This window comes from Nocardioides halotolerans DSM 19273 (genome assembly GCF_000422805.1).
Classification (GTDB): domain Bacteria; phylum Actinomycetota; class Actinomycetes; order Propionibacteriales; family Nocardioidaceae; genus Nocardioides; species Nocardioides halotolerans.
On sequence record NZ_AUGT01000012.1, the window covers coordinates 255469 to 279286 of the forward strand.

Annotated in this window: 27 protein-coding genes; 17 read left to right on the plus strand and 10 right to left on the minus strand. The window is 73.0% G+C overall.

Going from position 1 to position 23818, the window contains the following annotated elements; translation table 11 throughout:
- Window positions 1–83 precede the first annotated feature (83 nt).
- Genes G514_RS0104110 through G514_RS24800 form a run of 3 tightly spaced genes read right to left on the minus strand, consistent with a single transcriptional unit; the run spans window position 84 to window position 3828 of the window.
- Window positions 84–1388, minus strand: coding sequence for a D-arabinono-1,4-lactone oxidase (locus G514_RS0104110; protein ID WP_028650721.1), 1305 nt, complete (start codon window positions 1386–1388; stop codon window positions 84–86).
- Window positions 1336–2583 (minus strand): MFS transporter, encoded by a 1248-nt coding sequence (locus G514_RS24795; RefSeq protein ID WP_051246695.1) that lies wholly within the window; start codon window positions 2581–2583, stop codon window positions 1336–1338. Before G514_RS24795 ends, G514_RS0104110 begins: the two co-directional genes overlap by 53 nt.
- A 12-nt stretch (window positions 2584–2595) precedes the next feature.
- A complete protein-coding gene (locus G514_RS24800; protein WP_051246697.1) occupies window positions 2596–3828 on the minus strand; it encodes an MFS transporter in 1233 nt (410 codons plus the stop codon).
- Window positions 3829–3852: 24 nt separating this feature from the next.
- Between G514_RS24800 and G514_RS0104125 the strand changes: the two genes are divergently transcribed.
- The 3 genes from G514_RS0104125 (at window position 3853) to G514_RS0104135 (ending at window position 6246) form a co-directional block, all read left to right on the plus strand.
- Window positions 3853–4962, plus strand: coding sequence for a ferrochelatase (locus G514_RS0104125; protein WP_028650722.1), 1110 nt, complete (start codon window positions 3853–3855; stop codon window positions 4960–4962).
- Window positions 4959–5783 (plus strand): inositol monophosphatase family protein, encoded by an 825-nt coding sequence (locus tag G514_RS24805; protein WP_036563491.1) that lies wholly within the window; start codon window positions 4959–4961, stop codon window positions 5781–5783. The genes G514_RS0104125 and G514_RS24805 overlap by 4 nt, the downstream gene beginning before the upstream one ends.
- Before the next feature lie 172 nt (window positions 5784–5955).
- Entirely contained in the window at window positions 5956–6246 is a 291-nt protein-coding gene (locus G514_RS0104135; protein ID WP_028650723.1) for a DUF4193 domain-containing protein, read from the plus strand.
- Between the two features lie 75 nt (window positions 6247–6321).
- Here the strand turns inward: G514_RS0104135 and G514_RS0104140 are convergent, their stop codons facing one another.
- Window positions 6322–6615: a DUF4235 domain-containing protein gene (locus G514_RS0104140; RefSeq protein ID WP_028650724.1), complete on the minus strand. Its 294-nt coding sequence runs from the start codon at window positions 6613–6615 to the stop codon at window positions 6322–6324.
- Window positions 6616–6714: 99 nt separating this feature from the next.
- Entirely contained in the window at window positions 6715–7179 is a 465-nt protein-coding gene (locus G514_RS0104145; RefSeq protein WP_028650725.1) for a DUF3093 domain-containing protein, read from the minus strand.
- Window positions 7180–7221: 42 nt separating this feature from the next.
- On the opposite strand from G514_RS0104145, the gene dut reads away from it, so the two are divergent.
- From dut to G514_RS24815, 4 genes are read left to right on the plus strand one after another with little or no spacing between them, the layout of a single operon-like run.
- On the plus strand, window positions 7222–7704 hold the full coding sequence (gene dut / locus G514_RS24810) for a dUTP diphosphatase (RefSeq protein ID WP_157544590.1): 483 nt from the start codon (window positions 7222–7224) through the stop codon (window positions 7702–7704).
- Window positions 7701–8339 carry a DUF3710 domain-containing protein gene (locus tag G514_RS0104155; protein ID WP_028650726.1) on the plus strand — a complete coding sequence of 213 codons (639 nt, stop codon included), beginning with the start codon at window positions 7701–7703 and terminating at the stop codon, window positions 8337–8339. Before dut ends, G514_RS0104155 begins: the two co-directional genes overlap by 4 nt.
- Window positions 8336–8704 carry an OB-fold nucleic acid binding domain-containing protein gene (locus G514_RS0104160; protein ID WP_028650727.1) on the plus strand — a complete coding sequence of 123 codons (369 nt, stop codon included), beginning with the start codon at window positions 8336–8338 and terminating at the stop codon, window positions 8702–8704. The genes G514_RS0104155 and G514_RS0104160 overlap by 4 nt, the downstream gene beginning before the upstream one ends.
- Window positions 8701–9471 (plus strand): DUF3159 domain-containing protein, encoded by a 771-nt coding sequence (locus G514_RS24815; RefSeq protein ID WP_211222027.1) that lies wholly within the window; start codon window positions 8701–8703, stop codon window positions 9469–9471. Before G514_RS0104160 ends, G514_RS24815 begins: the two co-directional genes overlap by 4 nt.
- A 37-nt stretch (window positions 9472–9508) precedes the next feature.
- Here the strand turns inward: G514_RS24815 and G514_RS0104170 are convergent, their stop codons facing one another.
- Complete coding sequence (locus tag G514_RS0104170) at window positions 9509–10180, minus strand: potassium channel family protein (protein WP_028650728.1); 672 nt, start codon at window positions 10178–10180, stop codon at window positions 9509–9511.
- A 7-nt stretch (window positions 10181–10187) separates the two neighbouring features.
- The gene (locus G514_RS0104175) at window positions 10188–10835 is read right to left on the minus strand and encodes a potassium channel family protein (protein WP_425411428.1); all 648 of its coding nucleotides are present in this window, start codon (window positions 10833–10835) and stop codon (window positions 10188–10190) included.
- Window positions 10836–10931: 96 nt separating this feature from the next.
- On the opposite strand from G514_RS0104175, the gene G514_RS0104180 reads away from it, so the two are divergent.
- The 4 genes from G514_RS0104180 to G514_RS0104195 all read left to right on the plus strand — a co-directional run bounded on the left by G514_RS0104180 (window position 10932) and on the right by G514_RS0104195 (window position 17920).
- Window positions 10932–12983, plus strand: coding sequence for an APC family permease (locus tag G514_RS0104180; RefSeq protein ID WP_051246778.1), 2052 nt, complete (start codon window positions 10932–10934; stop codon window positions 12981–12983).
- A complete protein-coding gene (locus tag G514_RS0104185) occupies window positions 12980–14122 on the plus strand; it encodes a class I SAM-dependent RNA methyltransferase (RefSeq protein ID WP_028650731.1) in 1143 nt (380 codons plus the stop codon). Before G514_RS0104180 ends, G514_RS0104185 begins: the two co-directional genes overlap by 4 nt.
- 4 nt (window positions 14123–14126) lie before the next feature.
- Window positions 14127–14846 (plus strand): Type 1 glutamine amidotransferase-like domain-containing protein, encoded by a 720-nt coding sequence (locus G514_RS0104190; protein WP_036563495.1) that lies wholly within the window; start codon window positions 14127–14129, stop codon window positions 14844–14846.
- 233 nt (window positions 14847–15079) lie between these two features.
- Window positions 15080–17920, plus strand: coding sequence for an aconitate hydratase (locus tag G514_RS0104195; RefSeq protein ID WP_028650733.1), 2841 nt, complete (start codon window positions 15080–15082; stop codon window positions 17918–17920).
- A gap of 8 nt (window positions 17921–17928) precedes the next feature.
- Here the strand turns inward: G514_RS0104195 and G514_RS0104200 are convergent, their stop codons facing one another.
- Window positions 17929–18234 carry a hypothetical protein gene (locus tag G514_RS0104200; RefSeq protein ID WP_028650734.1) on the minus strand — a complete coding sequence of 102 codons (306 nt, stop codon included), beginning with the start codon at window positions 18232–18234 and terminating at the stop codon, window positions 17929–17931.
- Window positions 18231–19481, minus strand: coding sequence for a glycosyltransferase (locus G514_RS0104205; protein WP_028650735.1), 1251 nt, complete (start codon window positions 19479–19481; stop codon window positions 18231–18233). Before G514_RS0104205 ends, G514_RS0104200 begins: the two co-directional genes overlap by 4 nt.
- Window positions 19482–19543: 62 nt before the next feature.
- Between G514_RS0104205 and G514_RS24820 the strand changes: the two genes are divergently transcribed.
- The 6 genes from G514_RS24820 (at window position 19544) to G514_RS0104235 (ending at window position 22679) form a co-directional block, all read left to right on the plus strand.
- A complete protein-coding gene (locus G514_RS24820) occupies window positions 19544–20131 on the plus strand; it encodes a TetR/AcrR family transcriptional regulator (protein ID WP_157544591.1) in 588 nt (195 codons plus the stop codon).
- Between the two features lie 66 nt (window positions 20132–20197).
- A complete protein-coding gene (locus G514_RS0104215; protein WP_028650736.1) occupies window positions 20198–20713 on the plus strand; it encodes a hypothetical protein in 516 nt (171 codons plus the stop codon).
- Window positions 20714–20747: 34 nt separating this feature from the next.
- On the plus strand, window positions 20748–21059 hold the full coding sequence (locus tag G514_RS0104220) for a thiamine-binding protein (RefSeq protein ID WP_028650737.1): 312 nt from the start codon (window positions 20748–20750) through the stop codon (window positions 21057–21059).
- Between the two features lie 62 nt (window positions 21060–21121).
- Complete coding sequence (locus G514_RS0104225) at window positions 21122–21847, plus strand: phosphatase PAP2 family protein (protein ID WP_157544592.1); 726 nt, start codon at window positions 21122–21124, stop codon at window positions 21845–21847.
- Window positions 21813–22217 carry a YjbQ family protein gene (locus G514_RS0104230; protein ID WP_028650739.1) on the plus strand — a complete coding sequence of 135 codons (405 nt, stop codon included), beginning with the start codon at window positions 21813–21815 and terminating at the stop codon, window positions 22215–22217. Before G514_RS0104225 ends, G514_RS0104230 begins: the two co-directional genes overlap by 35 nt.
- A 75-nt stretch (window positions 22218–22292) precedes the next feature.
- Window positions 22293–22679 (plus strand): hypothetical protein, encoded by a 387-nt coding sequence (locus G514_RS0104235; RefSeq protein ID WP_028650740.1) that lies wholly within the window; start codon window positions 22293–22295, stop codon window positions 22677–22679.
- Between the two features lie 12 nt (window positions 22680–22691).
- Here the strand turns inward: G514_RS0104235 and G514_RS24825 are convergent, their stop codons facing one another.
- Window positions 22692–23768, minus strand: a complete 1077-nt coding sequence (locus tag G514_RS24825) for a glycosyl hydrolase family 18 protein (protein WP_051246700.1) — start codon at window positions 23766–23768, stop codon at window positions 22692–22694.
- Between the last annotated feature and the right edge of the window lie 50 nt (window positions 23769–23818).

Below are 23818 nucleotides of genomic sequence, written 5' to 3' on the forward strand. Positions count from 1 at the left end.
GGGACCGTGAGCGTGCGCCACGCCGGGGATCCGCGTGATCGTCGTCGCAGGTCAGCCGCGTCGGTGCCCGGGGAGGTCCGGGGTCAGTCGCCGAGCACGCGGCGCAGGTAGGCGTTGGCGAAGACCCGCTGGGGGTCGAGCCGGTCGCGCAGGGCGAGGAACTCCTCGAAACGCGGGTACGCCGGCGCCAGGTCGGCCGCCGTGCGGGTGTGCACCTTGCCCCAGTGCGGCCGGCCGTCGTGGGCGCGCAGGATCGGCTCGAGCAGCCCGAAGTAGTCGCGGTGCTCGGCGTCGCGGTGGGTGTGGAAGGCGAGGTAGAAGGAGTCGCGGCCGCCCGCGGTCGACAGCGGGATGTCGTCGGCCCGTGCGACTCGGATCTCGACGGGGAAGCTGATCCGCAGGTCCGACGCGTCGAGCGCGCGGCGGCACTCGCGGAGCACGTCGAGCCCGGCCGCGCGCGGCACGGCGTACTCCATCTCGCGGAAGACGACGTCGCGCTCGGCCACGAAGACCCGGTGTGCCACGTCCGAGTAGGTGCGGTCGCTGAGCAGGCGCGCGCCGAGGCGGTTGAAGCGGGGGATCGCGGCCGGCAGCCGGTTGAGCACCGCGGTTGCCGCGCCGAAGACGGTGTTCTGCAGGAACCGGTCGTCGAGCAGCAGCTGGGTGCGCGACAGCGGCTTGCGGACCGAGAGGTCGGTGCCGCGCCGGAAGTTCTGCTTGATCTGCAGCCGGTCGGTGTGGGGGAACCAGTACATGTCGACGTGATCCGCGCTCGCCGTGATCTCGTCGTACGACGCGAGCCCCTCGTCCCAGCCGTACGGCGCCTCGACCGCCTCGAGGACGAACAGCGGCTCCACGCGGAACGTGATCGTGGTCAGGACCCCGAGCGCACCGAGGCCGACCCGGGCCACGTCGAGGATGTCGGCGTTCTCCTCCGGGGTGGCCCGCAGCAGCTCGCCGGTGCCGGTGACGAGCTCGAGACCCACGACCTGCGCCGCCAGCCCCGCCGCGGTGCCGCCGGTGCCGTGGGTGCCGGTCGAGATCGCGCCGGCCAGCGTCTGCTCGGCGATGTCGCCCATGTTGTGCAGGCTCAGGCCCAGCCGCTCGAGCTCGGCGTTGAGGACCTTCAGCGGGGTGCCGGCGCGGGCGGTGACCGTCATCGCGTCGCGGTCGACCGAGACGATGCCGAGCAGGCGGTCGGGCCGCAGCATCGTCGCCTCGGGAGCGGAGATCGCGGTGAAGCTGTGGCCGGTGCCGACCATCTTGACCGTGCTGCCGGACTCGAGCGCCCGGCGTACCTCCGCGACGACCGCGTCGGCGTCGGGGGGCGTGGCCTCACGCGTCGGGCGGGCCGTCTCCAGTCGCGACCAGTTCGTCCACGTCGTCACGCGAGGAGCCTATTGACCGCCCGCGGCGGGTCGCGACGGCGGCCACGACGCCGATCAGGCCCGAGCAGACCGGCACGAGGTACGCCGCGTGCGGTCCGTGCGCGTCGATGACCACGCCGGCGACCGCGGCGCCCGGCGCGATGCCGGCGGCGATGGTCGTGGTGAGGATCGCGATGCCCTCGGTGAGCCGGCGCGCGGGCACGGTCTGCTCCACGAACGACACGGCCGCGATGAGGGTCGGGGCGATAGCGAACCCGGCCAGGAAGAGGAGCACGCCCATCGCGACGGCGCCCCCGACGAGCGGGGTCGGCGCCATCAGGACCGTGAAGGCGACCACGCCGAGCCGCATCCGGGCCGCCGGGGTGTTGCGCCAGCTCACGGCGCCGGTCGCGAACCCCGCCACCAGCGAGCCCAGCGCCCACAGCGAGAGCAGCGCGCCCGCGATCGACTTCTCGCCGAGGTCCTCCGCGAACGCGACGGTCACCACCTCGGTCGAGCCGAACACCCCGCCCATCGCGAGACAGATCAGGGCGAGGGGGACGAGCTGGAGCCACGGCATGCTCGTCCTGGCCCCGGACTCGGAGTGGACGGGGTGGGCGGGCGGCTCGGTGGCGCGCAGGGAGCAGAAGAGCAGCGTGCCTACCAGCCCGGTGACGATCGCCGCGACGAGGCCGGCCGCCGGCTGGACGGTCGTGGCGAGGACGGTGGCCAGCGGCGGCCCGAGGAGGTAGACGAGCTCGTCGACCACGGCCTCGAGCGCGAAGGCGGTCTGGCGCTCCGAGGGGTTCGCGAGGGCGTGCGTCCACCGCGCGCGGACGGCGGCGCCGACGGCGGGCATGGTCGCGCCGGCGACCGCGGCGAGCACGTGGGGGAGCGGGACGCGGTGGCCGGCCTCGACCGCCCAGGCCAGGAGCGACAGGCTCAGCGAGCAGAGCGCGATCGCCGGCAGCAGCACCGGGCGCTGGCCGAGGCGGTCGATCAGCCGACCCTGCAGGAGTGCCGCCAGCGACGAGGCCACGACGAACGCCGCGGAGATCCCGCCCGCCAGGCCGTAGGAGCCGGTCTCGGCCGAGACCATGAGCACGATGCCGAGCGTCACCATCGAGATCGGCAGCCGGGCGAGGAACCCGGTGGCGGAGAACGCAGCGGCGCCCGGCTCTGAGAGCACCTGGCGGTAGGCGGACAGTACGGGCATGGCCTGCTGAGGCTAGGGCTCGGTGCGGCTGGCTCCCAACTCCATGTCGGCCCTCTCGGCGGAGCCCGACGGAAGCGCCCGCGCGGCCGCGGCCGCGAGCACCGCGGCACCCAGCGAGACCGCGAGGTAGGCCGGCGACGAGCCGCCCGCGTCGACGACCACTCCTGCGAGCGCGGCCCCCGGCGCGACCCCGGCCACCAGGCCGGTCTGCAGCAGCGCCATGCCCTCGGTGAGCCGGGCCGGGGGAGTGACCTGCTCGATCATGGCCGTCGTCGCGATCAGGGTGGGCGCGATGGCCAGTCCGCCGACCAGCATCAGGGCGCCCATGACGCCGATCGAGTCGACCAGGAAAAGCGGTGCCATCGCCAGCACCAGCCCGAGGGCTCCCCAGCGCACCCGCTGGGCGAGGCTGCGGCGGAACCTCAGCGCGCCGGTGACGGCGCCGGCGGTGAGGCTGCCGAGCGCCCACAGCGCCAGCAGCAGTCCGGCCGCGGACTTGGTGCCCTGCTCGTCGGCGAAGGCGACGGTGATCACCTCGGTGCCGCCGAACATCAGCCCGAGCGCGACGCACACGACCGTCACCGGTGCGAGGGTGCGCCACGGCAGCGGCTCCTGCGGGCCTGCCGACCGGTCCCGCGGGTGGGCGGGCGGCTCGGTGCCCCGCTGGGCGGCGAACGCCAGGCTGCCGCCGACCCCGGCCACGACGGTGGCCACGATGCCGGCCGCCGGGTCGACCAGCGTGCCGAGCAGCGTCACGAGGATGGGGCCGACCATGAAGACCGACTCGTCGACCACGGCCTCGAACGCGTAGGCGGTCTCGACCTCGCTCGCGGAGTCCGGTCCCTCGAGCACGTGGGCCCACCGCGTGCGGACGCAGGCGTCGATCGGCGGGAGGCTGGCGCCGGCCACCGCCGCTGCGGCGTACCACGACCAGCTCGGCCAGCCCGTGTGCACCGCGACCGCCAGGCCGACCAGCCCGAGCCCGAAGACGACGCTGGTGGTCGCGAGCACCCGGCCCTGGCCGAGGGCGTCGACCAGCCTGCCCAGGGGGATCGCCGCGACCGCGTTGGCGACCATGTAGACGGCCGCCACGGACCCGCCGACGCCGTAGGAGCCGGTGTCGGCCTGCACCAGGAGCAGCATCCCGAGCCCGGCCATCGACAGCGGAAGCCGCCCGACCAGGCCGGCCGCGGAGAACCGAAGGGCGCCGGGCCGGGAGAGCACCGACCGGTACGACCCGAGCATCGGACCCCTCCATAGACTCGCGACGTGGAGGCTACCGACGTCGCGCCGTACGACGCGCTGCTCCTGGTCTCCTTCGGCGGCCCGGAGCGGCAGGAGGACGTCGTCCCGTTCCTCGAGAACGTCACGCGCGGACGCGGGATTCCGCGCGAGCGGCTCGAGGCGGTGGGCGAGCACTACCGCCTCTTCGGCGGCCGCTCGCCGATCAACGACCTCAACCGCGACCTGCTCGCGGGCATCGAGGCCGACCTCGCGACCGCCGGTATCGACCTGCCCGTCTACTGGGGCAACCGCAACTGGGACCCCTACCTCACCGACGCGGTGCAGCGGATGACGGACGACGGCGTGACGAGGGCGGCCTGCTTCGTGACCAGCGCCTACTCGTCGTGGTCGAGCTGTCGCCAGTACCGCGAGAACCTCTACGACGCCGTCGCCGCGGTCTCGGGCGACGGGCCTCGTCCCGGGGGCGCGCCGGTGCTCGACAAGCTGCGCCACTACTTCAACCACCCGGGCTTCGTGGAGCCGGTGGTCGACGCGACGCTGGCCGCCCTGACCTCCCTCGGCGACGCACGCGAGGGCGCGCACCTGGTGTTCGTGACCCACTCGATCCCGATGACGATGGCCGACACGTCCGGTCCCGACGGCGGTGCGTACGTCGCGCAGCACCGCGACGCGATGACCTCCGTCACGGCCCGGATCGCCGAGGAGACCGGTGCCGACCACCCGCACGCGCTCGTCTACTGCTCGCGGTCGGGGTCGCCGCAGGTGCCCTGGCTGGAGCCCGACGTCAACGACCACCTCGAGGAGCTGGCACGGGCCGGTGCCCCGGGCGCCGTGCTGATCCCGGTCGGCTTCGTCTCCGACCACATGGAGGTCGTCTACGACCTCGACACCGAGGCGATGGCCACCGCGGAGCGGCTCGGCCTGCCGGTCCGGCGGGCGGCCACGGCCGGCACGGATGCCAGGTTCGTGGCCATGGTCCGCGACCTGCTCCTCGAGCGCGCGGCCGTCGAGCGCGGTGAGGACGTCGTCCGCGCGGCCGTGGGGTCGATCGGTCCGCTCTGGGACCGCTGCCCGGTGGGGTGCTGCCCCAACCCGCGCGCCGAGCGCCCGGCTCTCTGCGGCGAGCCGGCATGACGAGCGTCGGTCCGACGCCGGACGAGCTGCTCCACCTCGCGGTCGCCGCGGCGCGCGACGCGGCCCGACTGGTCCAGTCCGGTGCCGCGCGCGGGGTGACGGTCGCGGCCACCAAGTCGAGCGACGTCGACGTGGTCACCGAGTCCGACCGCAGCGCGGAGCGGCTGATCCGGCGCAGCCTCCTCGGCGCCCGCCCCGACGACGCGATCCTGGGCGAGGAGGCCGAGGGCGACCAGAGCGACGAGCCGGGCTCCTCCGGCGTCCGCTGGATCGTCGACCCCATTGACGGCACGGTGAACTTCCTCTACGGCATCCCGCAGTACGCCGTGTCGATCGCCGCCGAGCTCGACGGCGAGGTCGTGGCCGGGGTGGTGCTCAACGTCGCGACCGGCCAGGAGTACACCGCGACCGCCGACGGCCCGGCCCAGCGTGACGGCGTACCGCTCCGGGTGCGCCCCGTCGTCCCGCTCGCCGAGCGCCTGATCGGCACCGGTTTCTCCTACGAGGCGCGCCAGCGCGAGATCCAGGCCGCCGCGCTGCTGCGCCTGCTGCCGCGGATCCGCGACATCCGGCGGCTCGGGTCGTGTGCGCTCGACCTTTGCGGGGTGGCCCAGGGGTCCCTCGACGGCTACCTGGAGGAGGGCGTCAACCTCTGGGACCACGCGGCCGGCGGGCTGGTCGCCCAACGGGCGGGCGCGCGGGTCCAGTCCGAGCGCGGAGTGGGCGGCCGGGCCATCGTGCTGGCGGCCCCGGAGGGCGGCTTCGACGAGTTCAGGAGTGCCGTAGCCCAGGCTGGGTACCTCGCGTCGTCCGGCTCGTGAGCCCGCTCCCGAGCAGGGAATAGTCACCCCCGACCCGGTGTTCCACCCGCGCATCGGCCGCCGGTGTGTCCGTTCCCGGGCCAATGGTGCACAATCCTCGCTTGCCGACGACGTTCCACGTCGGTCTCGGGGGATGACAGACGTGAAGAACGGCCGAAGGGAGTGATGAGACATGGCGACTGACTACGACGCCCCGCGCAAGAGTGAAGAAGACCAGTCCGAAGAGAGCATCGAAGAGCTCAAGGCGCGTCGCCACGACAAGAACTCCGGCAAGGTCGACGAGGACGAGGCCGAGGCGGCCGAGTCCTTCGAGCTCCCGGGTGCGGACCTCTCGCACGAGGAGCTCGCGGTCGAGGTGAAGCCCAAGCAGGACGACGAGTTCACCTGCATGAGCTGCTTCCTGGTCCACCACCGGAGCCAGCTGGCCGACGCCAAGAAGCTGATCTGCTTCGACTGCGCGTAGCGAAGTCACGCATCGCCGATCCGGCGAAGAACCCGCCACCCTCGGGTGGCGGGTTCTCGCGCGTCTACGCCGTCCTTACGCCTCGTCGCCCTTCCGCAGCCCGGGAGGCAGGTGACCCGTCGAGCGGGTGTAGTAGCTCGCGGCCCGGCGCTGGGCGACCATCCGCGCCAGCGCCACCGCCGCGCCGGTGACGCTCGCCCACAGCACGGCCTCGCCGATGCTCACGTCGGGGTCGGCGGGGTTCTCGGGCGGGTTCTTGCCCGCCGCCACCTTCCACGACCGGTCGAGGAGCTTGCGGGTCAGCGCCGCCGCCCCGAGCCCGGCGACCAGGGACATGACGGTCCACACCTTGGAGCTGTCAGATGCCATGGGCTGACGGTACCCACGCGGCGCAGCGGCGTAGTCAGCGATCCTCGATCGCGTTCGGTGCGTTGCTCACGCGGCCACGGCTCTGGTCGCGTCTCGTGTCTACGCCCGGGCACTCTCCGTCAGCCCATGGATCGCCGCCGCCAGCTCGTCGGGGTGCCGCGAGCTCACCAGCCAGTACGGCGCGGGGTCGGCCGGGTCGGTGATCTCCACGCGGACCGCCCGCTTGAGGTAGGGGCGCAGCAGCAGGTAGGCGCGGGCGTCGGCCTCCGGGCCGGCGACCCGCCGGGTCTCCTCGGCGTCGAGCGCGGCCACCGAGCCCAGGTGCACCGCCTCGATCCGGGCGCGACCGGCGCGGAACCAGCCGCCCTCGACGCTCACCCGGGCGCTCCCGTAGGAGAGGAGGAGGGCCGCGAGCAGCGCCAGCGCGAGCCCGCTGCACAGCCAGGCGGCGGCCCCGGGCACCGCCACGACCAGCGCCAACCACAGGCTCGCGACCAGCATCACGCCCTGCACCCACCACCGCAGAGGCACGCCCAGCCGCTCGTCGTACCTGGCCGCGTCCACGCGCGGATCCTCCCACTAGCGGGAGGTACTAGCCTCCGGCGGGTGGAGCTGCCGGTGCCTGTCGTCCGTCTCGACCCCGACCTGCCGCTGCCGGCGTACGCCCACCCCGGCGACGCGGGGGCCGACCTCATGACTCGCGTCGACGTGACCCTCCAGCCGGGGGAGCGGGCGCTGGTGCCGACCGGCATCGCGATGGCGGTGCCGGAGGGGTACGTCGCGCTCGTCCACCCGCGCTCCGGGCTGGCGGCCCGGCACGGGCTGTCGATCGTGAACACGCCGGGGACCATCGACGCGGGGTACCGCGGTGAGGTGAGCGTGCTGCTGGTCAACCTCGACCCGGCCGAGCCGATCGAGCTGCGCCGCGGCGACCGGGTCGCCCAGCTGGTGTTCCAGCGGGTCGAGCAGGCGGCGTTCGCGGAGGTCGAGGTCCTGCCCGAGAGCGTGCGAGGGGGCGGCGGCTACGGTTCTACCGGAGGATTCGGGGCGCAGACCCCGGCCGTCGACACTGGAAGTGAGCGCACGTGAAGTTCCGCCGCAAGGCGCAGTCCGACGTCGAGCCCGACGGCACCGTCGGCGACCTCGACCCCGCGGAGCCGCAGGCCGAGCCCGAGGACCTGCCGGCCGACGGCCCGTTCGACTCCGAGGAGCTGCCGGGCGACGGCGCCGGCGAGCGCGTCGACCTCGGCTCCCTGCTCATCGCGCCCGAGCCCAACCGCGAGCTGCGCCTGCAGGTCGACGAGGCCAGCGGGGCCGTGCAGTCGGTCGTCATCGCCGGGCCCGACGGCGCCCTCGAGCTGCGCGCCTTCGCGGCGCCCCGCAACGGCGACCTCTGGTCCGACGCCCGCCCCAAGATCGCCGGTGAGATCGCGCAGGCCGGTGGCACCGCCACCGAGCGCCAGGGGCCGTGGGGCACCGAGCTGATCTGCGAGGTGCGCCAGCGTGGCGGCGGCAGCCAGGTCTCCCGGGTGATCGGCATCAACGGCCCGCGCTGGATGCTGCGGTGCTCGCTGCTCGGCGCGGGGGCCACCCGCCCCGAGGACGCGAAGGACTGGGAGGAGAGCATCCGGCGGGTCGCCGTGCACCGGGGCGCCCAGGCGATGCCCGTGGGCGAGGGCCTCCCCCTCGTCATGCCACCGCAGGCCAGACGCTCCGACCAGTGAGCAAGAACAAGCTGCGGCGCACGATCAGCCGCTGGGCCAACCCGAGCGACCAGGAGGCCCACCACCTGCGCCAGGAGTACGCCCGCGCCGGCACGCCCGGCACCACGTCGATCTCCGAGGCGCCCGACCGCGAGCCGGTGTCACTGCGTGGCGCTCTCCGCACCGTCACCCTGCGCCCGCGGGCCGGCATCCCCGCCCTCGAGGCCGAGCTCCACGACGGCACCGGCGTGATCACCGTGGTCTGGCTGGGGCGCCGGCGGATCGCCGGCATCGAGCCGGGCCGGGCGATCGAGGTGCACGGCCGGATCGGCGCGTACGACGGCGCGCGGGTCATGTACAACCCCCGCTACCAGCTCATCCCATGAGCGCCCCGCACCCCGACGGGCCGGACGTGGCTGCCGGGACCGACGCCGACGACGAGCGGCCGCGCCCCACCGTCGAGACCGTCGAGGCGATGGTGCGCGCGCAGATGGCGGCCTCGCTCGGCGGCCGCCGCGGCATCGTCGAGGCCGCGATCCCCGGCGTCCTGTTCACGATCATCTGGCTCGCGACCAAGGACATCCGCGCCGCGCTCGTCGTCGGCGGTGTCGGCGTCGCGCTCGCCCTGGCGGTGCGGCTGATCCAGCGCTCGACGGTCCAGTACGTCTTCAACGCGGCGTTCTCGATCGCGATCGGCTACGTCTTCACCCGGATCGCGGCGAGCGCCGGCGGCGACGCCTCCGACCAGGCCCTGGCCTACTTCCTGCCGGGCATCCTGATCAGCCTCGGCTACACGATCCTCTTCGGGGCGTCGTGCCTGGTCCGCTGGCCGGTGGCCGGCTTCATGGTGGGTAGCGTCAGCGGCGACCCGCTCGCCTGGCACGAGGACGAGCAGGTGGTCAGGCTCTGCACCCGGCTCACCTGGGTCTTCCTGATGCCCGGGGCGGTCGGCGTGCTGCTGCAGGGCCCGGTCTGGCTGCTCGGCTGGTCCGACACGATCGACAAGGACACCGCGGTCCTGCTCATCGGCGTGCTGCGCCTCGGCCTCGGCTGGGCGCTGCGGATCGCCTCGTGGTCGCTGATCGTCTGGCTGCTGGCCCGCAACGCCACGCCCATCGACGAGGGGCGCGAGGCCCAGCCCGGGGCAGCGTAGGCGCCACGCCGCACGCTCGTTCCTCGCGCGCCGCTGCTCAGGAACCGTGCTCGGTGGGGGCGAGGAGGCGCTCGAGCTCGTCCTCGCGGTCCTCCTGGACGACGAACAGGAGCTCGTCGCCGGCCTCGATCGGCTGCTCGCTGCCGGGGACGTAGACCTGGCCGTCGCGCAGGATCGTGACGAGGGCGCAGTTGTCGGGGAAGGGGACCAGCCCGGCCGGCTTGCCGACGTACGGCGAGTCGGCAGGCAGGGTCAGCTCGACGAGGTTGGCGTTGCCCTGGCGGAACGTGAACAGCCGGACCAGGTCGCCGACGGTCACCGCCTCCTCGACCAGGGCGGACATGATGCGCGGGGTCGACACGTTGACGTCGACGCCCCACGCCTCGCTGAACAGCCACTCGTTGTTGGGGTGGTTGACCCGGGCGACGGTGCGCGGCACGCCGAACTCGGTCTTGGCCAGCAGCGACGTCACGAGGTTGGCCTTGTCGTCACCGGTGGCGGCGATCACCACGTCGCACTTGTCGAGGCGCGCCTCCTCGAGCGAGGACAGCTCGCAGGAGTCGGCGAGCAGCCACTCGGCGTCAGGCACCCGCTCGGGCTTGACCGCGTCGGAGTCCTTGTCGATGAGCAGCACCTGGTGGCCGTTCTGGATCAGCTCGCGGGCGATCGAGCGACCGACGGCGCCGGCTCCGGCGATGGCAACCCTCATGACACCGTCAGCGCTCCTCGGGTCCGGCTTCGATGACTTTGAACGTGTTGGCGGCGTTCTCCTCGCGCATCACGAGGTGGATCAGGTCGCCCTCCTGGATGACCGAGTCGCGGTTGGGGAGGATGCCCTCGCCGAGGCGGTCGATCCAGGCGATGCGGGAGCCCGTCTGCTCCTGGAAGTGGATGGTGCGCTGGCCGACCCACTGCTCCGGGATGGGCACCTGGTCGACCCGTACGGTGCCGGACGGGTCGCGGAAGTCGGCCTCGGCGCCGGCGGGCAGCAGGCGGCGCAGCACCTGGTCGGCGGTCCACTTGACGGTCGCGACCGTCGTGATGCCGAGGCGCTGGTAGACCTCGGCGCGGCCGGGGTCGTAGATGCGGGCCACGACCTGCTGGATGCCGAAGGTCTCGCGCGCGACGCGCGCGGCGATGATGTTGGAGTTGTCGCCGCTCGAGACCGCCGCGAAGGCGTCGGCGCGGCGGATGCCGGCCTTCTCGAGGACGGCCTGGTCGAAGCCGTAGCCGGTGACCTTGTCGCCGTTGAACTCGGGGCCGAGGCGCCGGAAGGCGTCGGGCTCACTGTCGATGACCGACACGGTGTGGTTGCGGTCCTCGAGGCTGCGCGCGAGGGTCGACCCGACCCGCCCGCAACCCATGATCACGACATGCACCCGGCCACGGTATCCGTTGCGCGTCGCGACTGACGTCGTTGGCTGCGGTTCCGGGCCGCGGTGTGCGTACGCTTGCGGCTCGTGGGTGTCGGCGACGTCTCCAAGCGGATCCTGCTGGGACGCAAGCTGCGAAGCTCCCAGCTGGGCGAGACGCTGCTGTCCAAGCGGATCGCGCTCCCGGTCTTCGCCAGCGACGCCCTCTCGTCGGTCGCCTACGCGCCCGACGAGGTCTTCATCATGCTCTCGCTGGCCGGCGCCTCGGCGTACGTCTGGTCGTGGAAGATCGCGGTCGCCGTGGCGCTGGTGATGGCCGCCGTGATCGCGTCGTACCGCCAGACCGTGCACGCCTACCCGAGCGGTGGCGGCGACTACGAGGTCGCGACGGTCAACCTCGGGCGCACCGCCGGCATGACGGTCGCCAGTGCCCTGCTCGTCGACTACGTGCTCACCGTCGCCGTGTCGATCTCCTCCGGCGCGCAGTACGCCGCCGGCGCGATCCCGGCGCTCGACGGTCACGAGGCGGTCTTCGCCTCGGCCCTGGTGCTGCTGCTGATGGCGATGAACCTGCGCGGCATCCGCGAGTCCGGCACGTTCTTCGCCGTCCCGACCTACGCGTTCATGGTCGCGATCCTCGGCATGTGCGGCTACGGCCTGCTGCGGCTCGCGGCGGGCGATCTGCCCGACGTCGAGAGCGCCGACCTGCACATCACGCCGGACCCCGACGTGGGCAGCTCCGACTCGCTGACGACGTTCGCGCTGATGTTCCTGCTCGCCCGCGCGTTCTCCTCCGGCTGCGCGGCGCTGACCGGCGTCGAGGCCATCTCCAACGGCGTGCCGGCGTTCCGCAAGCCGAAGAGCCGCAACGCCGCGACCACGCTGCTCCTGCTGGCCATGATCGCGATCACGATGATGATCAGCGTCATCGTGCTCGCGCGGCAGATGGGCATCCGCTACGTCGACCCGCACGACTTCGAGCGGCTCAGCCGCGACGGCGAGCCCGTCCGTGCCGGCTTCGACCAGCACCCCGTGATCTCGCAGATCGCGCGGGCGGTCTTCCACGACTTCACGCCCGGCTTCTACCTCGTGGTGACGGTGACCGGGATCATCCTGGTGCTGGCGGCCAACACCGCCTTCAACGGCTTCCCCGTCCTCGGCTCGATCCTGGCCAAGGACGGCTTCGCCCCGCGCGCGCTCGGATCGCGCGGCGACCGGCTGGCCTACAGCAACGGGATCGTGTTCCTCGCGGTCATGGCGATCATCCTGATCCTGGTCTTCGACGCCCAGACCACCCGGCTGATCCAGCTCTACATCGTCGGCGTCTTCGTGTCGTTCAACCTCAGCCAGCTCGGGATGATCCGGCACTGGAGCCGCCACCTGAAGGACGAGCAGGACCCCGTCGTCCGGCGCCGGATGATGCGCTCGCGGGTGATCAACACGATCGGCCTCACCTTCACCGCGGTCGTGCTCGTGATCGTGCTGGTCACCAAGTTCCTCGCCGGCGCGTGGATCACGATCCTGGCGATGGTCTTCTTCTTCGCGATCATGCGCGCGATCCGCGGCCACTACGACAACGTGCAGCTCGAGCTGGCCGCCGAGGACGAGGACAAGGTGATGCCGACGCGCGTGCACGCCATCGTCCTGGTCTCCAAGCTGCACAAGCCGACGCTGCGCGCCCTGGCCTTCGCGAAGGCCACCCGGCCCAACGTGCTCGAGGCGGTCTACGTCTCGACCAGTCCCGCGGAGACCAACCGGCTGCTGGAGGAGTGGGACCAGCGCCGCATCGACGTGCCGCTCAAGGTGCTGCACTCGCCGTACCGCGAGCTGGTCCGGCCGATCGTCGAGTACGCCACCGAGATCAAGCAGGCCAACCCGCGCGGCGTGGTCGCGGTCTACATCCCGGAGTACGTCGTCGGCCGGTGGTGGGAGCAGCTGCTGCACAACCAGACCGCCCTGCGGCTCAAGGGGCGGCTGCTGTTCACCCCGGGCGTGATGGTGACCTCGGTGCCCTACCAGCTCCGGTCCTCGCAGATCGCCCGCGAGCGCGAGCTGCGCGAGGACTACCGCGTCCGGCCCGGCGACCTGCGCCGCGGCGAGGTCGACCCGCGCGGCGAGCGCAGGGACGGCATCCGCTGAGCCCCGCACGGCGTCCTCGCGCACGCACCCGCAACCGGCCCCCGCGAGGTGCGTCGCACGTCGGCGAGCGGCACGAGGTCGTGGTCGGGCCCGTCGCGCACGGTGGCCACTGCGTCGCCCGCCTGCCTGCGGACGACGGGCCGGGGCGAGTCGTCTTCGTGCGGCACGCGCTCCCCGGCGAGCGGGTCGTCGTCGAGATCACCGAGGGCACCGACGGCGACCGGTTCTGGCGCGGCGACGCCGTCGAGGTGGCGGAGGCCGACGCCGACCGGGTCGTCCCGCCGTGCCCGTACGCCGGTCCCGGCCTGTGCGGCGGCTGCGACTTCCAGCACGTGGCGCTGTCGCGGCAGCGGGCGCTGAAGGCGGACGTGGTCCGCGAGCAGCTGTCCCGGCTCGCCGGCCTCGACGTCGACGTCACGGTGGAGGAGGTGCCGGGTCTGCCTCCGCACGAGCACGACGGCCTGCGCTGGCGCACCCGGCAGCGGTTCGTGGCGCTGCCCGGCGGGCGCCGCGGGATGCGCAAGCACCGCTCGCACCAGGTCGTCGAGGTCGACGACTGCCTGATCGCCGTGGCTCCCGCCGACCACGTCGTGCGTGGCGCGGCGTTCGAGGTGGCGGACGACGGCTTCTGGCAGGTGCACCCGGGCGCGCCCGGGGTGCTGGTCGACACCGTGCTGGCCTACCTCGCGCCGCAGCCGGGGGAGTCGGTGCTCGACCTCTACGCCGGGGTCGGCCTGTTCGGGCGGTTCCTCGCCGAGGCGGTGGGCGAAGGCGCCGTGACGCTGGTCGAGGGCGACGCGGCCGCGTGCGAGCACGCGCGGGCCAACGTCCCCGCGGCGACGGTGCTCGCCGGCGACGTCGGCGAGGTGCTCGCCGGCCTGCCCGTCGAGCCGGTCGACCTCGTGGTGCTCGACCCGCCCCGCGAGGGGGCGAGACGCGCCGTCGTGGAGGCCGTAGCGGCCCGGCGTCCGCGGGCGATCGCCTACGTCGCCTGCGACCCGGCCGCGCTGGCGCGCGACCTCGCGGTCCTCGCCGAGCACGGCTACCGGCTGGACCGACTCCGCGGACTGGATCTCTTTCCCATGACCCACCACGTAGAGTGCGTGGCTGTAGCGGTCCCAACCGATCTCGGGGGCTGAGTCCATGCGCATCCTCGCCACGTCGGGCGGCTTCCTGCCGTCCGAGTCCACGCCGTTCGACTGGCGCCCAGGCCCGCTCATCGAGCACGCCATCCACCTCGCCGGCGATCCGGAGCGGCCCCGCTTCTGCTACCTCGGCACCGCCTGCGGCGACGCGGTCAACGGCACCTCGGCGTTCTTCCGCGCCTTCGCCGGCTCCGACGTCCGGGCCACGCACCTCGAGCTGTTCTCGATGCCCAACGTCCCCGACGTGCGCGCCCACCTGCTGGCCCAGGACGTCATCTGGGTCGGCGGGGGATCGGTGGCCAACCTCCTCGCCGTCTGGCGCGTGCACGGTCTCGACGAGGTCCTGCGCGAGTGCTGGGAGAGCGGCGTCGTCCTCGGCGGCGTCTCCGCCGGCTCGATCTGCTGGTACGCCGGCGGCCCCACCGACAGCTTCGGCTCCGACCTGCGGCTCTCGCCCCCCGGCCTGGGGCTCCTGCCCTACGGCAACGGCGTCCACTACGACAGCGAGGACCAGCGCCGGCCGCTGCTGCACGCCCTGGTCGGCAAGGGCGACCTGCCGACCTCCCACGCCACCGACGACGGCGTCGGCCTCGTCTACGACGGCACCGAGCTGGTCGAGGCCGTCGCCGACCGGCCCGGCGTCGCGGCGTACGTCGTCGAGCGCCGCGAGGACGGAAGCGTCAGCGAGACGCGGATCGAGCCGCGTTTGCTGGGCTGAGGGGCGTCGGCTGGGGCAGTTTCACCGGGTACCCGGTGAAACTGGCGCTGACCGCAAGGAGTTCCATCCGGTCAGCGGCAGTTTCGTCGGGTCAGTCCCCTGTCGCGTCCCATCTCGACGTCGTGTATCTTGACATCAAGAGACTTGCGGGCGGGTACCGACCGCATTGCGCGCGACGGCAGGATGGGTAAGCAGCCGGCGTTGTCGAGGGGTCAGACGAGGAGATGGTGAGCATGGCCAGCAAGGACAGTTTCGGAGCCAAGGGCAGTCTCGACGTCGGCGGCACGTCGTACGAGATCTACCGGCTCGACAAGGTCACCGGCGAGGGCCTGGACGTCGCGAGCCTGCCCTACAGCCTCAAGGTGCTGCTGGAGAACCTGCTCCGCACCGAGGACGGCGCCGACATCACCGAGGAGCACATCCGGGCGCTGGCCGGCTGGGACGCCGACGCCGACCCCGACAAGGAGATCCAGTTCACCCCGGCGCGCGTGATCATGCAGGACTTCACCGGCGTGCCGTGCGTGGTCGACCTCGCCACGATGCGCGAGGCGATGGCCGACCTCGGCGGTGACCCGACGCGCATCAACCCGCTCGCGCCGGCCGAGCTCGTGATCGACCACTCGGTGATCGCCGACGTGTTCGGCACGCCCGAGGCGTTCGAGCGCAACGTCGAGATCGAGTACGAGCGCAACCGCGAGCGCTACCAGTTCCTGCGCTGGGGCCAGGGCGCCTTCGAGGACTTCAAGGTCGTGCCGCCCGGCACCGGCATCGTCCACCAGGTCAACATCGAGCACCTGGCGCGCGTGGTGTTCACCCGCGAGGTCGACGGCGAGACCGTGGCCTACCCCGACACCTGCGTCGGCACCGACTCCCACACCACGATGGTCAACGGCATCGGCGTGGTCGGGTGGGGCGTCGGTGGCATCGAGGCCGAGGCGGCCATGCTCGGCCAGCCGGTGAGCATGCTGATCCCGCGGGTCGTCGGCTTCAAGCTGAGCGGCGACCTGCCCGAGGGCGCGACCGCGACCGACCTGGTGCTCACGATCACCGAGATGCTCCGCAAGCACGGCGTGGTCGGGAAGTTCGTCGAGTTCTACGGCCCCGGCGTCTCTGCCCTGCCGCTGGCCAACCGCGCCACGATCGGCAACATGAGCCCGGAGTTCGGCTCCACCATCGCGGTCTTCCCGATCGACGAGGAGACCACGAAGTACCTCGAGCTCACCGGCCGCACCGAGGAGCAGCTCGCGCTGGTCGAGGCCTACGCCAAGGAGCAGGGCCTCTGGCACGACCCCGACGCCGAGCCGCGCTACTCCGAGAAGCTCGAGCTCGACCTGACCACCGTCGTCCCGTCGCTCGCCGGGCCGAAGCGCCCCCAGGACCGCGTGGCGCTCTCCGACGCCAAGCAGGGCTTCCGCGGCGCGCTGGCGGCCTACGTCGAGGACGGCGAGGCTGCCGTGTCCGGTGAGTACGACGAGGCGCTCGAGGAGTCGTTCCCGGCCTCGGACGCACCCGCGGCGCACGACGACGTGCATGGGCAGACGCCGTCGCGCGACTACCTCTCGTGCGCGCCGAAGGACGGCGGCCGGCCGAGCAACCCCGCGATGGTGACCCTCGAGGACGGCACGACGTTCGAGGTCGACCACGGCGCGGTCGCCATCGCGGCCATCACGTCGTGCACCAACACCTCCAACCCCTCGGTGATGATCGGCGCCGCGCTGCTGGCCAAGAAGGCCGTCGAGAAGGGCCTGCAGCGCAAGCCGTGGGTCAAGACCACGCTCGCGCCGGGGTCGAAGGTCGTCTCGGACTACTACGAGAAGGCCGGCCTCACGCCGTACCTCGACAAGCTCGGGTTCAACCTCGTCGGCTACGGCTGCACGACCTGCATCGGCAACTCCGGCCCGCTGATCCCCGAGGTGACCCAGGCCGTCAACGACAACGACCTCGCGGTCGTCTCGGTGCTGTCCGGCAACCGCAACTTCGAGGGCCGGATCAACCCCGACGTGAAGATGAACTACCTGGCCTCGCCGCCGCTGGTGGTCGCCTACGCGCTGGCTGGGTCGATGGACGTCGACCTGTTCAACGACCCGCTCGGCCAGGATCAGGAGGGCAACGACGTCTTCCTGAAGGACGTCTGGCCGACCGCGCAGGAGGTCGAGGAGGTCATCGCCACCGCGATCACCTCCGAGATGTTCACCCGCGACTACGCCGACGTGTTCGCCGGTGACCAGCAGTGGCAGTCGCTGCCGACGCCCGAGGGCGACACGTTCGAGTGGGATGCCGAGTCGACCTACGTGCGCAAGCCGCCGTACTTCGACGGCATGCCAGACGAGCCGGAGCCGGTCACCGACATCGAGGGCGCCCGGGTGCTGCTCAAGCTCGGCGACTCGGTCACGACCGACCACATCAGCCCGGCCGGCGCCATCAAGAAGGACTCGCCCGCCGGCGCCTACCTCGCCGAGCACGGCGTCGAGCAGCGCGACTTCAACTCCTACGGCTCGCGCCGCGGCAACCACGAGGTGATGATCCGGGGCACGTTCGCCAACATCCGGCTCCGCAACCAGCTGGCGCCCGGCACCGAGGGCGGCTTCACCCGCGACTTCACGACCGGCGAGGGCGACGACGCGACGGTGACGTCGGTCTACGAGGCCTCCGAGCACTACCTCGAGGCCGGCACTCCGCTGGTGGTCCTGGCCGGCAAGGAGTACGGCTCCGGCTCCTCGCGCGACTGGGCCGCCAAGGGCACCGCGCTGCTGGGCGTGAAGGCCGTCATCGCCGAGTCCTACGAGCGCATCCACCGCTCGAACCTCATCGGCATGGGCGTGCTGCCGCTGCAGTACCCCGAGGGCGAGACCGCCGAGTCGCTCGGCCTCACCGGCGAGGAGACGTTCTCTGTCACCGGTGTCACAGACCTCAACGACGGCACCACGCCGCGCACGGTGAAGGTCACGGCCGACGGCCCGTCCGGATCCACCGACTTCGACGCGGTCGTGCGCATCGACACCCCCGGCGAGGCGAACTACTACCGCAACGGCGGGATCATGCAGTACGTCCTACGGAGCCTACGCCGCGCCTGACGGGTAGCTCAGCGGCGGCGCTGCAGCTCGACCGCCTCGGCGACCGCGCGGGTGACCGCGGCGGGGTCGGCGCGGTCGAGCTCGACCACGACCATCATGTGGCTCTCGAACCGCGGTGGGACGCCGAAGGTGTCGGGATGGTCGGCCAGCAGCCGCTCGCGCGCGGCGAAGCCGGCCCGGATCACCACCGAGGTCGGGTCGAGCCGACGCACCACGAGCCGGTCGTCGACGTACCACGCCGGGCGCGCCTCGGTGCCCTTGCGCTTGACCCCCTCGTGCGACAGGGCCAGCCGGCCGACCTCGTCGAGGTTCACGCCCGGCAGCCTGCCACCCCCGCGCCGGCCACGGACAGGGCGGCGTCGGCGAAGCGGCCCGCGCCGCCGTGCTCGCGCAGGACCGTCGCGGCCCGCTGGGTGGAGGCGTCGAGCGCCCGCGCCCGGCGTACGGCGTCGCGGAGCCGCTCCGGGGTCAGGTCGCCCGCCCTGAGCGTCACCCCGGCGCCCGCCTCGCTCACCCGGCGGGCGATCTCGGGTTGGTCGCGGCCGAACGGCACCACGACGCTCGGCACGCCGGCCGCGAGCGACTTCGACACGATGCCGAACCCGCCGTGGGTCACCACCACAGCGCACTCCGGGAGCACCTGACCGTGCGGCACGAACCGCTCGACCCGGACGTTGCCCGCGGAGGTCAGGCCCGCGGTGTCGTGCGCGTCGACGAGCGTCATCAGGACCCGCACCGGCTCGTCGCGCAGCGCCTCCACGGCGACCCGGGCGAGGTCCTCGTCGCCCTGGTAGTCGCTCGAGCAGGTCACCAGCACCCACGGGTCGCCGGGCTCGTCGAGCCAGGCCGGCCGGTCGGCGGGCGGGTCCCACGGCTGCGCGCCCACGAGGTGGAACGCCGCGGGCAGGTCGGTGCGCGGGTACTCCAGCGGCTCGCCGGTCAGCACGATCACGCCGTCGTGCGAGGGCAGCTGCTCCAGGGGCGACCGGAACGGCGCCAGCCCGGCGGCCACGCGGAGCTCGTTGAGCCCGGGCAGCATCGCCTTGCCGAACGCCCGCTCCACGACCTTCCAGAGCACCCGGTCGCGCAGCCGGCCGAGGGGGCCGGCCATCGGCGCCAGCCCGAGACCGTACGGCGGTATCCCGCGGCCCGGCCACGGCAGCACGGACGGCATGACGACGGCACTCGGCAGCGGCGAGGCCTCGGCGACGGTCTGCGCGCCGTACGCGATGGCGTCGACGAGAAGCACGTCCGGGCGGTGGGCGGCGATCGCGTCCTGCAGGTCGGGCCCGTCGAACCGGCCGCGGTGCACGAGGTCGGCCTGCCCGCCGCTGAGGCGCTCGGCGCCGCTCGTGGCCTCGTAGTCGGTGACCCGGACGGCCAGCACCTCGGGTGCGATGGGCGAGACGTCGGTCAGACCCGCGGCCCGGAGCGTGTCGAGCAGCTCGGGCAGCGTGCGGACGTGGACGTCGTGCCCGCGGCGCTGGAGCTCCAGCAGCCCGGGGACGAGCGGGAAGACGTGGCCGGTGGCTGGCGCGGTGTACGCGAGGAATCTGGTCATGGTCTGTTAGTATGAGAATCAATTCATTTGTGTCAAGATAAAACGAAGTAGAGGAGGCGGGAGTGGCCACTCGACGGTACGAGATGTCGAGCCGCGACCGGGCCCGCGCCGCGACCCGCGAGGCGATCATCGACGCCGCGGTCGACCTCTTCACCGGGGCGTGGTTCGACGAGGTCACCCTGGCCGAGGTCGCGGCGCGCGCCGGTGTCTCGCAGCAGACGGTGGTCAACCACTTCGGCAGCAAGATCGGGGTCTACCTGGCCGGGATCTCCGAGCGGGTCGCGCCGGCGATCGTGGAGAGCCGGGCGGCGGCGCGCCCGGGGGACGTCGAGGGGGTGGTGGCGGCGGTGGTCCGCGACTACGAGACAACGGGCGACGGCACCTTCCGGACGGTCGCGCTGTCCGAGCGGGTCCCCGAGCTGCGCGAGATCGTCGAGCGCGGTCGAGCCGCGCACCGCGCGTGGGTCGCGGAGATGTTCGAGCCGCAGCTGAGGCGGCGTCGCGGCGCCCGCCGGGAGCAGACGCTGCGGCTGCTGGTCACGGTCCTCGACGTCTCGACCTGGACGACGCTGCGCCGCCACGAGGGCCTCGACCGCGACGCGACCGCCGCCCACCTGCGGGCGCTGGTCGAGGGCGTGCTGGGCGGCTGACGCGGCCCAACACACGGCCCGAACGGGCTAGAGCCACGGGTGCGGGCCGCGTGCCAAGGTGCTGCCATGTCTCCGCGCTCCTGGCTCGTCGTGCTCGCCCTCGTCTGCTCCGCGCTCTTCGTGACGGCCGGCCCGGCGGGGGCGGCCCGGACCGATCCCGCGGCGCGGGCCGCGATCCCGCGCACCTACGACCAGGCGCTCGCGCACTTCCAGAACGCCACGAAGGTCCGCGTGAACCGGAAGTTCTACACGCCCAGCGGCAACATCTACTGCAACGTCGGCATGCGGCTCGTGAAGGGTTGCGAGATCAACGTCGGCCGGATCCCGGGACCGAACGTCTGCCGCAACAACCCGGTGTCGAAGACCGTCGGCCGCCTCGAGTTCCGCCGGTCGAAGGTGCAGCCCGTGTGCAACACCGACACGATCCGGACGTCGAACACCCGGACGCTGCCGTACGGCGAGGCGATGATCTACGGCAACATCTCCTGCCTCAGCGAGGAGATCGGCGTCACCTGCCTCAACGAGAAGTTCGAGTTCGGCTTCTTCCTGCACCGCGGTGAGTACGTCCTCTTCAGCCGCTGACGGGCGGCCGCCGACCGCTGCGTAGGTTGGGGACGTGCTCATCGCCTTCAGCATCTCGCCCACCGCCACCACCGAGGACGGCTCCGTGTCGGAGGCCGTCGCGGCCGCCGTCCGGGTCGTGAAGGAGTCCGGGCTCCCGTGGGAGCTGACCAGCATGTTCACGACCGTCGAGGGCGAGTGGGACGAGGTGATGGCCGTGGTCAAGCGCGCCGTCGACGTCGTCGCCGCGGTGTCGCCCCGCGTCGGGCTGGTGCTCAAGGCGGACATCCGGCCCGGCTTCGAGGGCCAGCTGACCGCGAAGGTGGACCGCGTCAACGCGCTGCTGGACCGGCCGGCCGACGGCTGAGTCCCCACCGCTCCGGGTAACTGCCCTTCTGGAGGGCACGGGGACGACCCGGAGGAGGAGCTGTGGCAGGCACGTGGACAGGGAGGCTGGCCCGCGTCGTGGCGGCCTACGCCGTCATCGCGCTGGTCGTGGTCGCGTGGGGCTGGCTGCTCACGCACCCGTTGCAGGGACCCGTCGAGGGCGTCGACGACGACGTGTCGCGCTGGTTCGAGGACCAGCGCACGTCAGCCCTCGACCCCGTGTCCGACGTCGGGACGCTGCTGGGCGAGACGCCGGTCGCCCTCGGCTTCGGCATCCTGGTGGCGCTCGTGGCCGGCTTCGCCTTGCGCTCGGTCGCGGCGGCCGCCCTGACCCTGGTGGCGGACGTCGGCGACGGCGGCATCTACTGGCTCGGCACGCACGCCGACCCGCGGGACCGCCCGCCGGTCCACCTCATGGACTCCGGCCTGGTGCCGGACGCGAGCTTCCCGTCCGGCCACGTGGGGTCGGCGATCGCGGTCTACGGCAGCGCGGCCCTGCTCCTCGCACTGTGGCTGCGCCGGCGCGGCCGCGCGACCGGTGTCGGGGGAGCGGTCGTGGCGCTGCTCGTGTGCGTGCCGCTCTTCGTCGCACTCAGCCGGCTCTACCAGGGCGCCCACCACCTCACCGACGTGGCCACGGCCCTCGTCTACGGCACCGTCTGGGTGCTGGTGTGCGCGACCCTCCTGGGGCTGCGCTCGACGGCGTCCGACGCCGCCGTGCCACGATCGGCGGGTGGACTCAGAGACACGCCAGTACCGCACCGGTGACCGCGAGGTCGTCCTCGACCTGACCCGCGACTGCGCCCGCTACGTCGCGGACCGGGGCGACGGGCTGCTCCACCTGTTCGTGCCGCACGCCACGGCCGGGATCGCGATCCTCGAGACCGGGGCCGGCAGCGACGACGACCTCCTGGCGGCGCTCGGCGAGCTGCTGCCGGCCGACGACCGGTGGAAGCACGCGCACGGGTCGCGCGGCCACGGCCGGTCGCACGTGATGCCGGCGCTGGTGCCGCCGTACGCCACGGTGCCGGTCCTCGGCGGCGAGCTCGCCCTCGGCACCTGGCAGAGCATCTGCCTGGTCGACCTCAACGTCGACAACGACGAGCGCACGGTCCGGTTCAGCTTCCTCGCCGGATGATCCGCGCCCACCCCTGCGTGGCCCGGATCCGCGCTTGATCGAACAGAGGTTCGAATCCTGACGTAGGCTGCGGCGATGGTCTCGCAGCACGCCCGCCGACTCGTGGCGCCGCCCGGCTGGCCCGCGGAGGTGCGACCTCCCGACGCGCCCGAGTGGGAGCGGACGGCGACCAACTGGCTGCTCGACCTCTGCCCACCGGAGTACCGCGCCTACCCGACGCTGCGTCACCACCCCGTGGTGCTCGCCCGGTTCGCGCTCCTGCACGTGGAGGCGTGCCAGGCCTCGGTCAGGCGCGGCCTGAGCGAGGCGCGCGCCGAGCTGCGGGACGTCGCGACGCTCGACGTGGTCGATGCCGCGGTCGAGACCTGGCTGGCGGAGGAGGCGCGGCTCGCCGGCGTACGCCGCGCCGTCGGGCTGGTCGAGGAGGCGCTGCGCGGGCGCCGCTACGTCGCGCGCCTCTGACCTCCGGCGAGGTCAGGGCAGCGGGTCGGCCGACCCCAGCCGCCACAGCGCCAGTCCGTGCAGCCCGAGCTCGGTCGCCAGCGCGAGGCGCAGCGCGTACGAACGCCCGTCCGACCACCACAGCCGCGTGCCGTCGAAGAGCCGGGCGGTCCACTCGCCCGGGCCAGTGCGCCACCGGGCGCGCGCGTCGTCGCGGGCGACGAGCCGCCGAGCCTGCCGGTCGGTGACGGTGCGGCCCTCGCGGTGCCGCGGCCAGGTGTAGCCGTAGCCGGCCACGCCGAGGTCGACCTTCGCCGCGGGCACGACCGAGGTGACCACGCCGACCGCTCGGCGCTGCCAGCCCAGCGCCCCGATGGGGCCGGGGCCGGACCACGGCCCGTGCTGGTCGTAGGTCATCAGTGCCAGCATGTCGACGGCGGCGCCGAGCTCGGCGAGCCGGTAGCCCCGGGCGACGTACTCCTGCGGGTCGGTCGAGGCCATCACGGCGATCGACACCGACTTCTCGGGCGCCATCCGGCTCTGCAGTTCGGTCACCAGCATGAGCAGCCCGTCCGCGTCGCGCCGGGCCATCGACTCGAGGTCGACCTGGATGCCGTCCCAGCCCTGGGCGGCCACGAACGACGCGAGCCGACCGGCGACCGCCTGCACGTGGGCGGGGTCGCGCAGGAGCCGGGCGGCGGCCCGTGGGTCGAAGTCGCCGAGCCGGTTGCTGTAGTTGCTGAGCAGCAGCTCGGCGCGCAGCCCGTGGGCGTGGGCGGTGGCGAGCAGGCGCGTCAGGTCGGCGTCCGGCGCCGAGACCGAGCCCCCGTTGCGGGCGAGCGAGACGCCGTCGACGCCCAGCGTCGCGAGGCCGTGCGCGTCCCGGGCGACCAGGGAGTCGGACGCACCACCGAGGACGTAGCCCGTCGACGCCAGCGAGGCCGCCCGCGCGTCGGCGGTCCGCTCCGCGGCCGGGGGCGGGGCACCCGCGGAGGGGGAGGCGACGGCCGGGAGCCCGCCGCTGACGACGAGCGCGAGGACCGCCGCCGTCAGCCTGCTCGGGAGCCTGCTCGTGAGCCTGCTCGTGAGCCTGCTCGTGAGGAAGGGCACGCGGTCACCCTGCCACGGGTTCCGCGGTTCGGGTGCACGCCCCGCGCCGG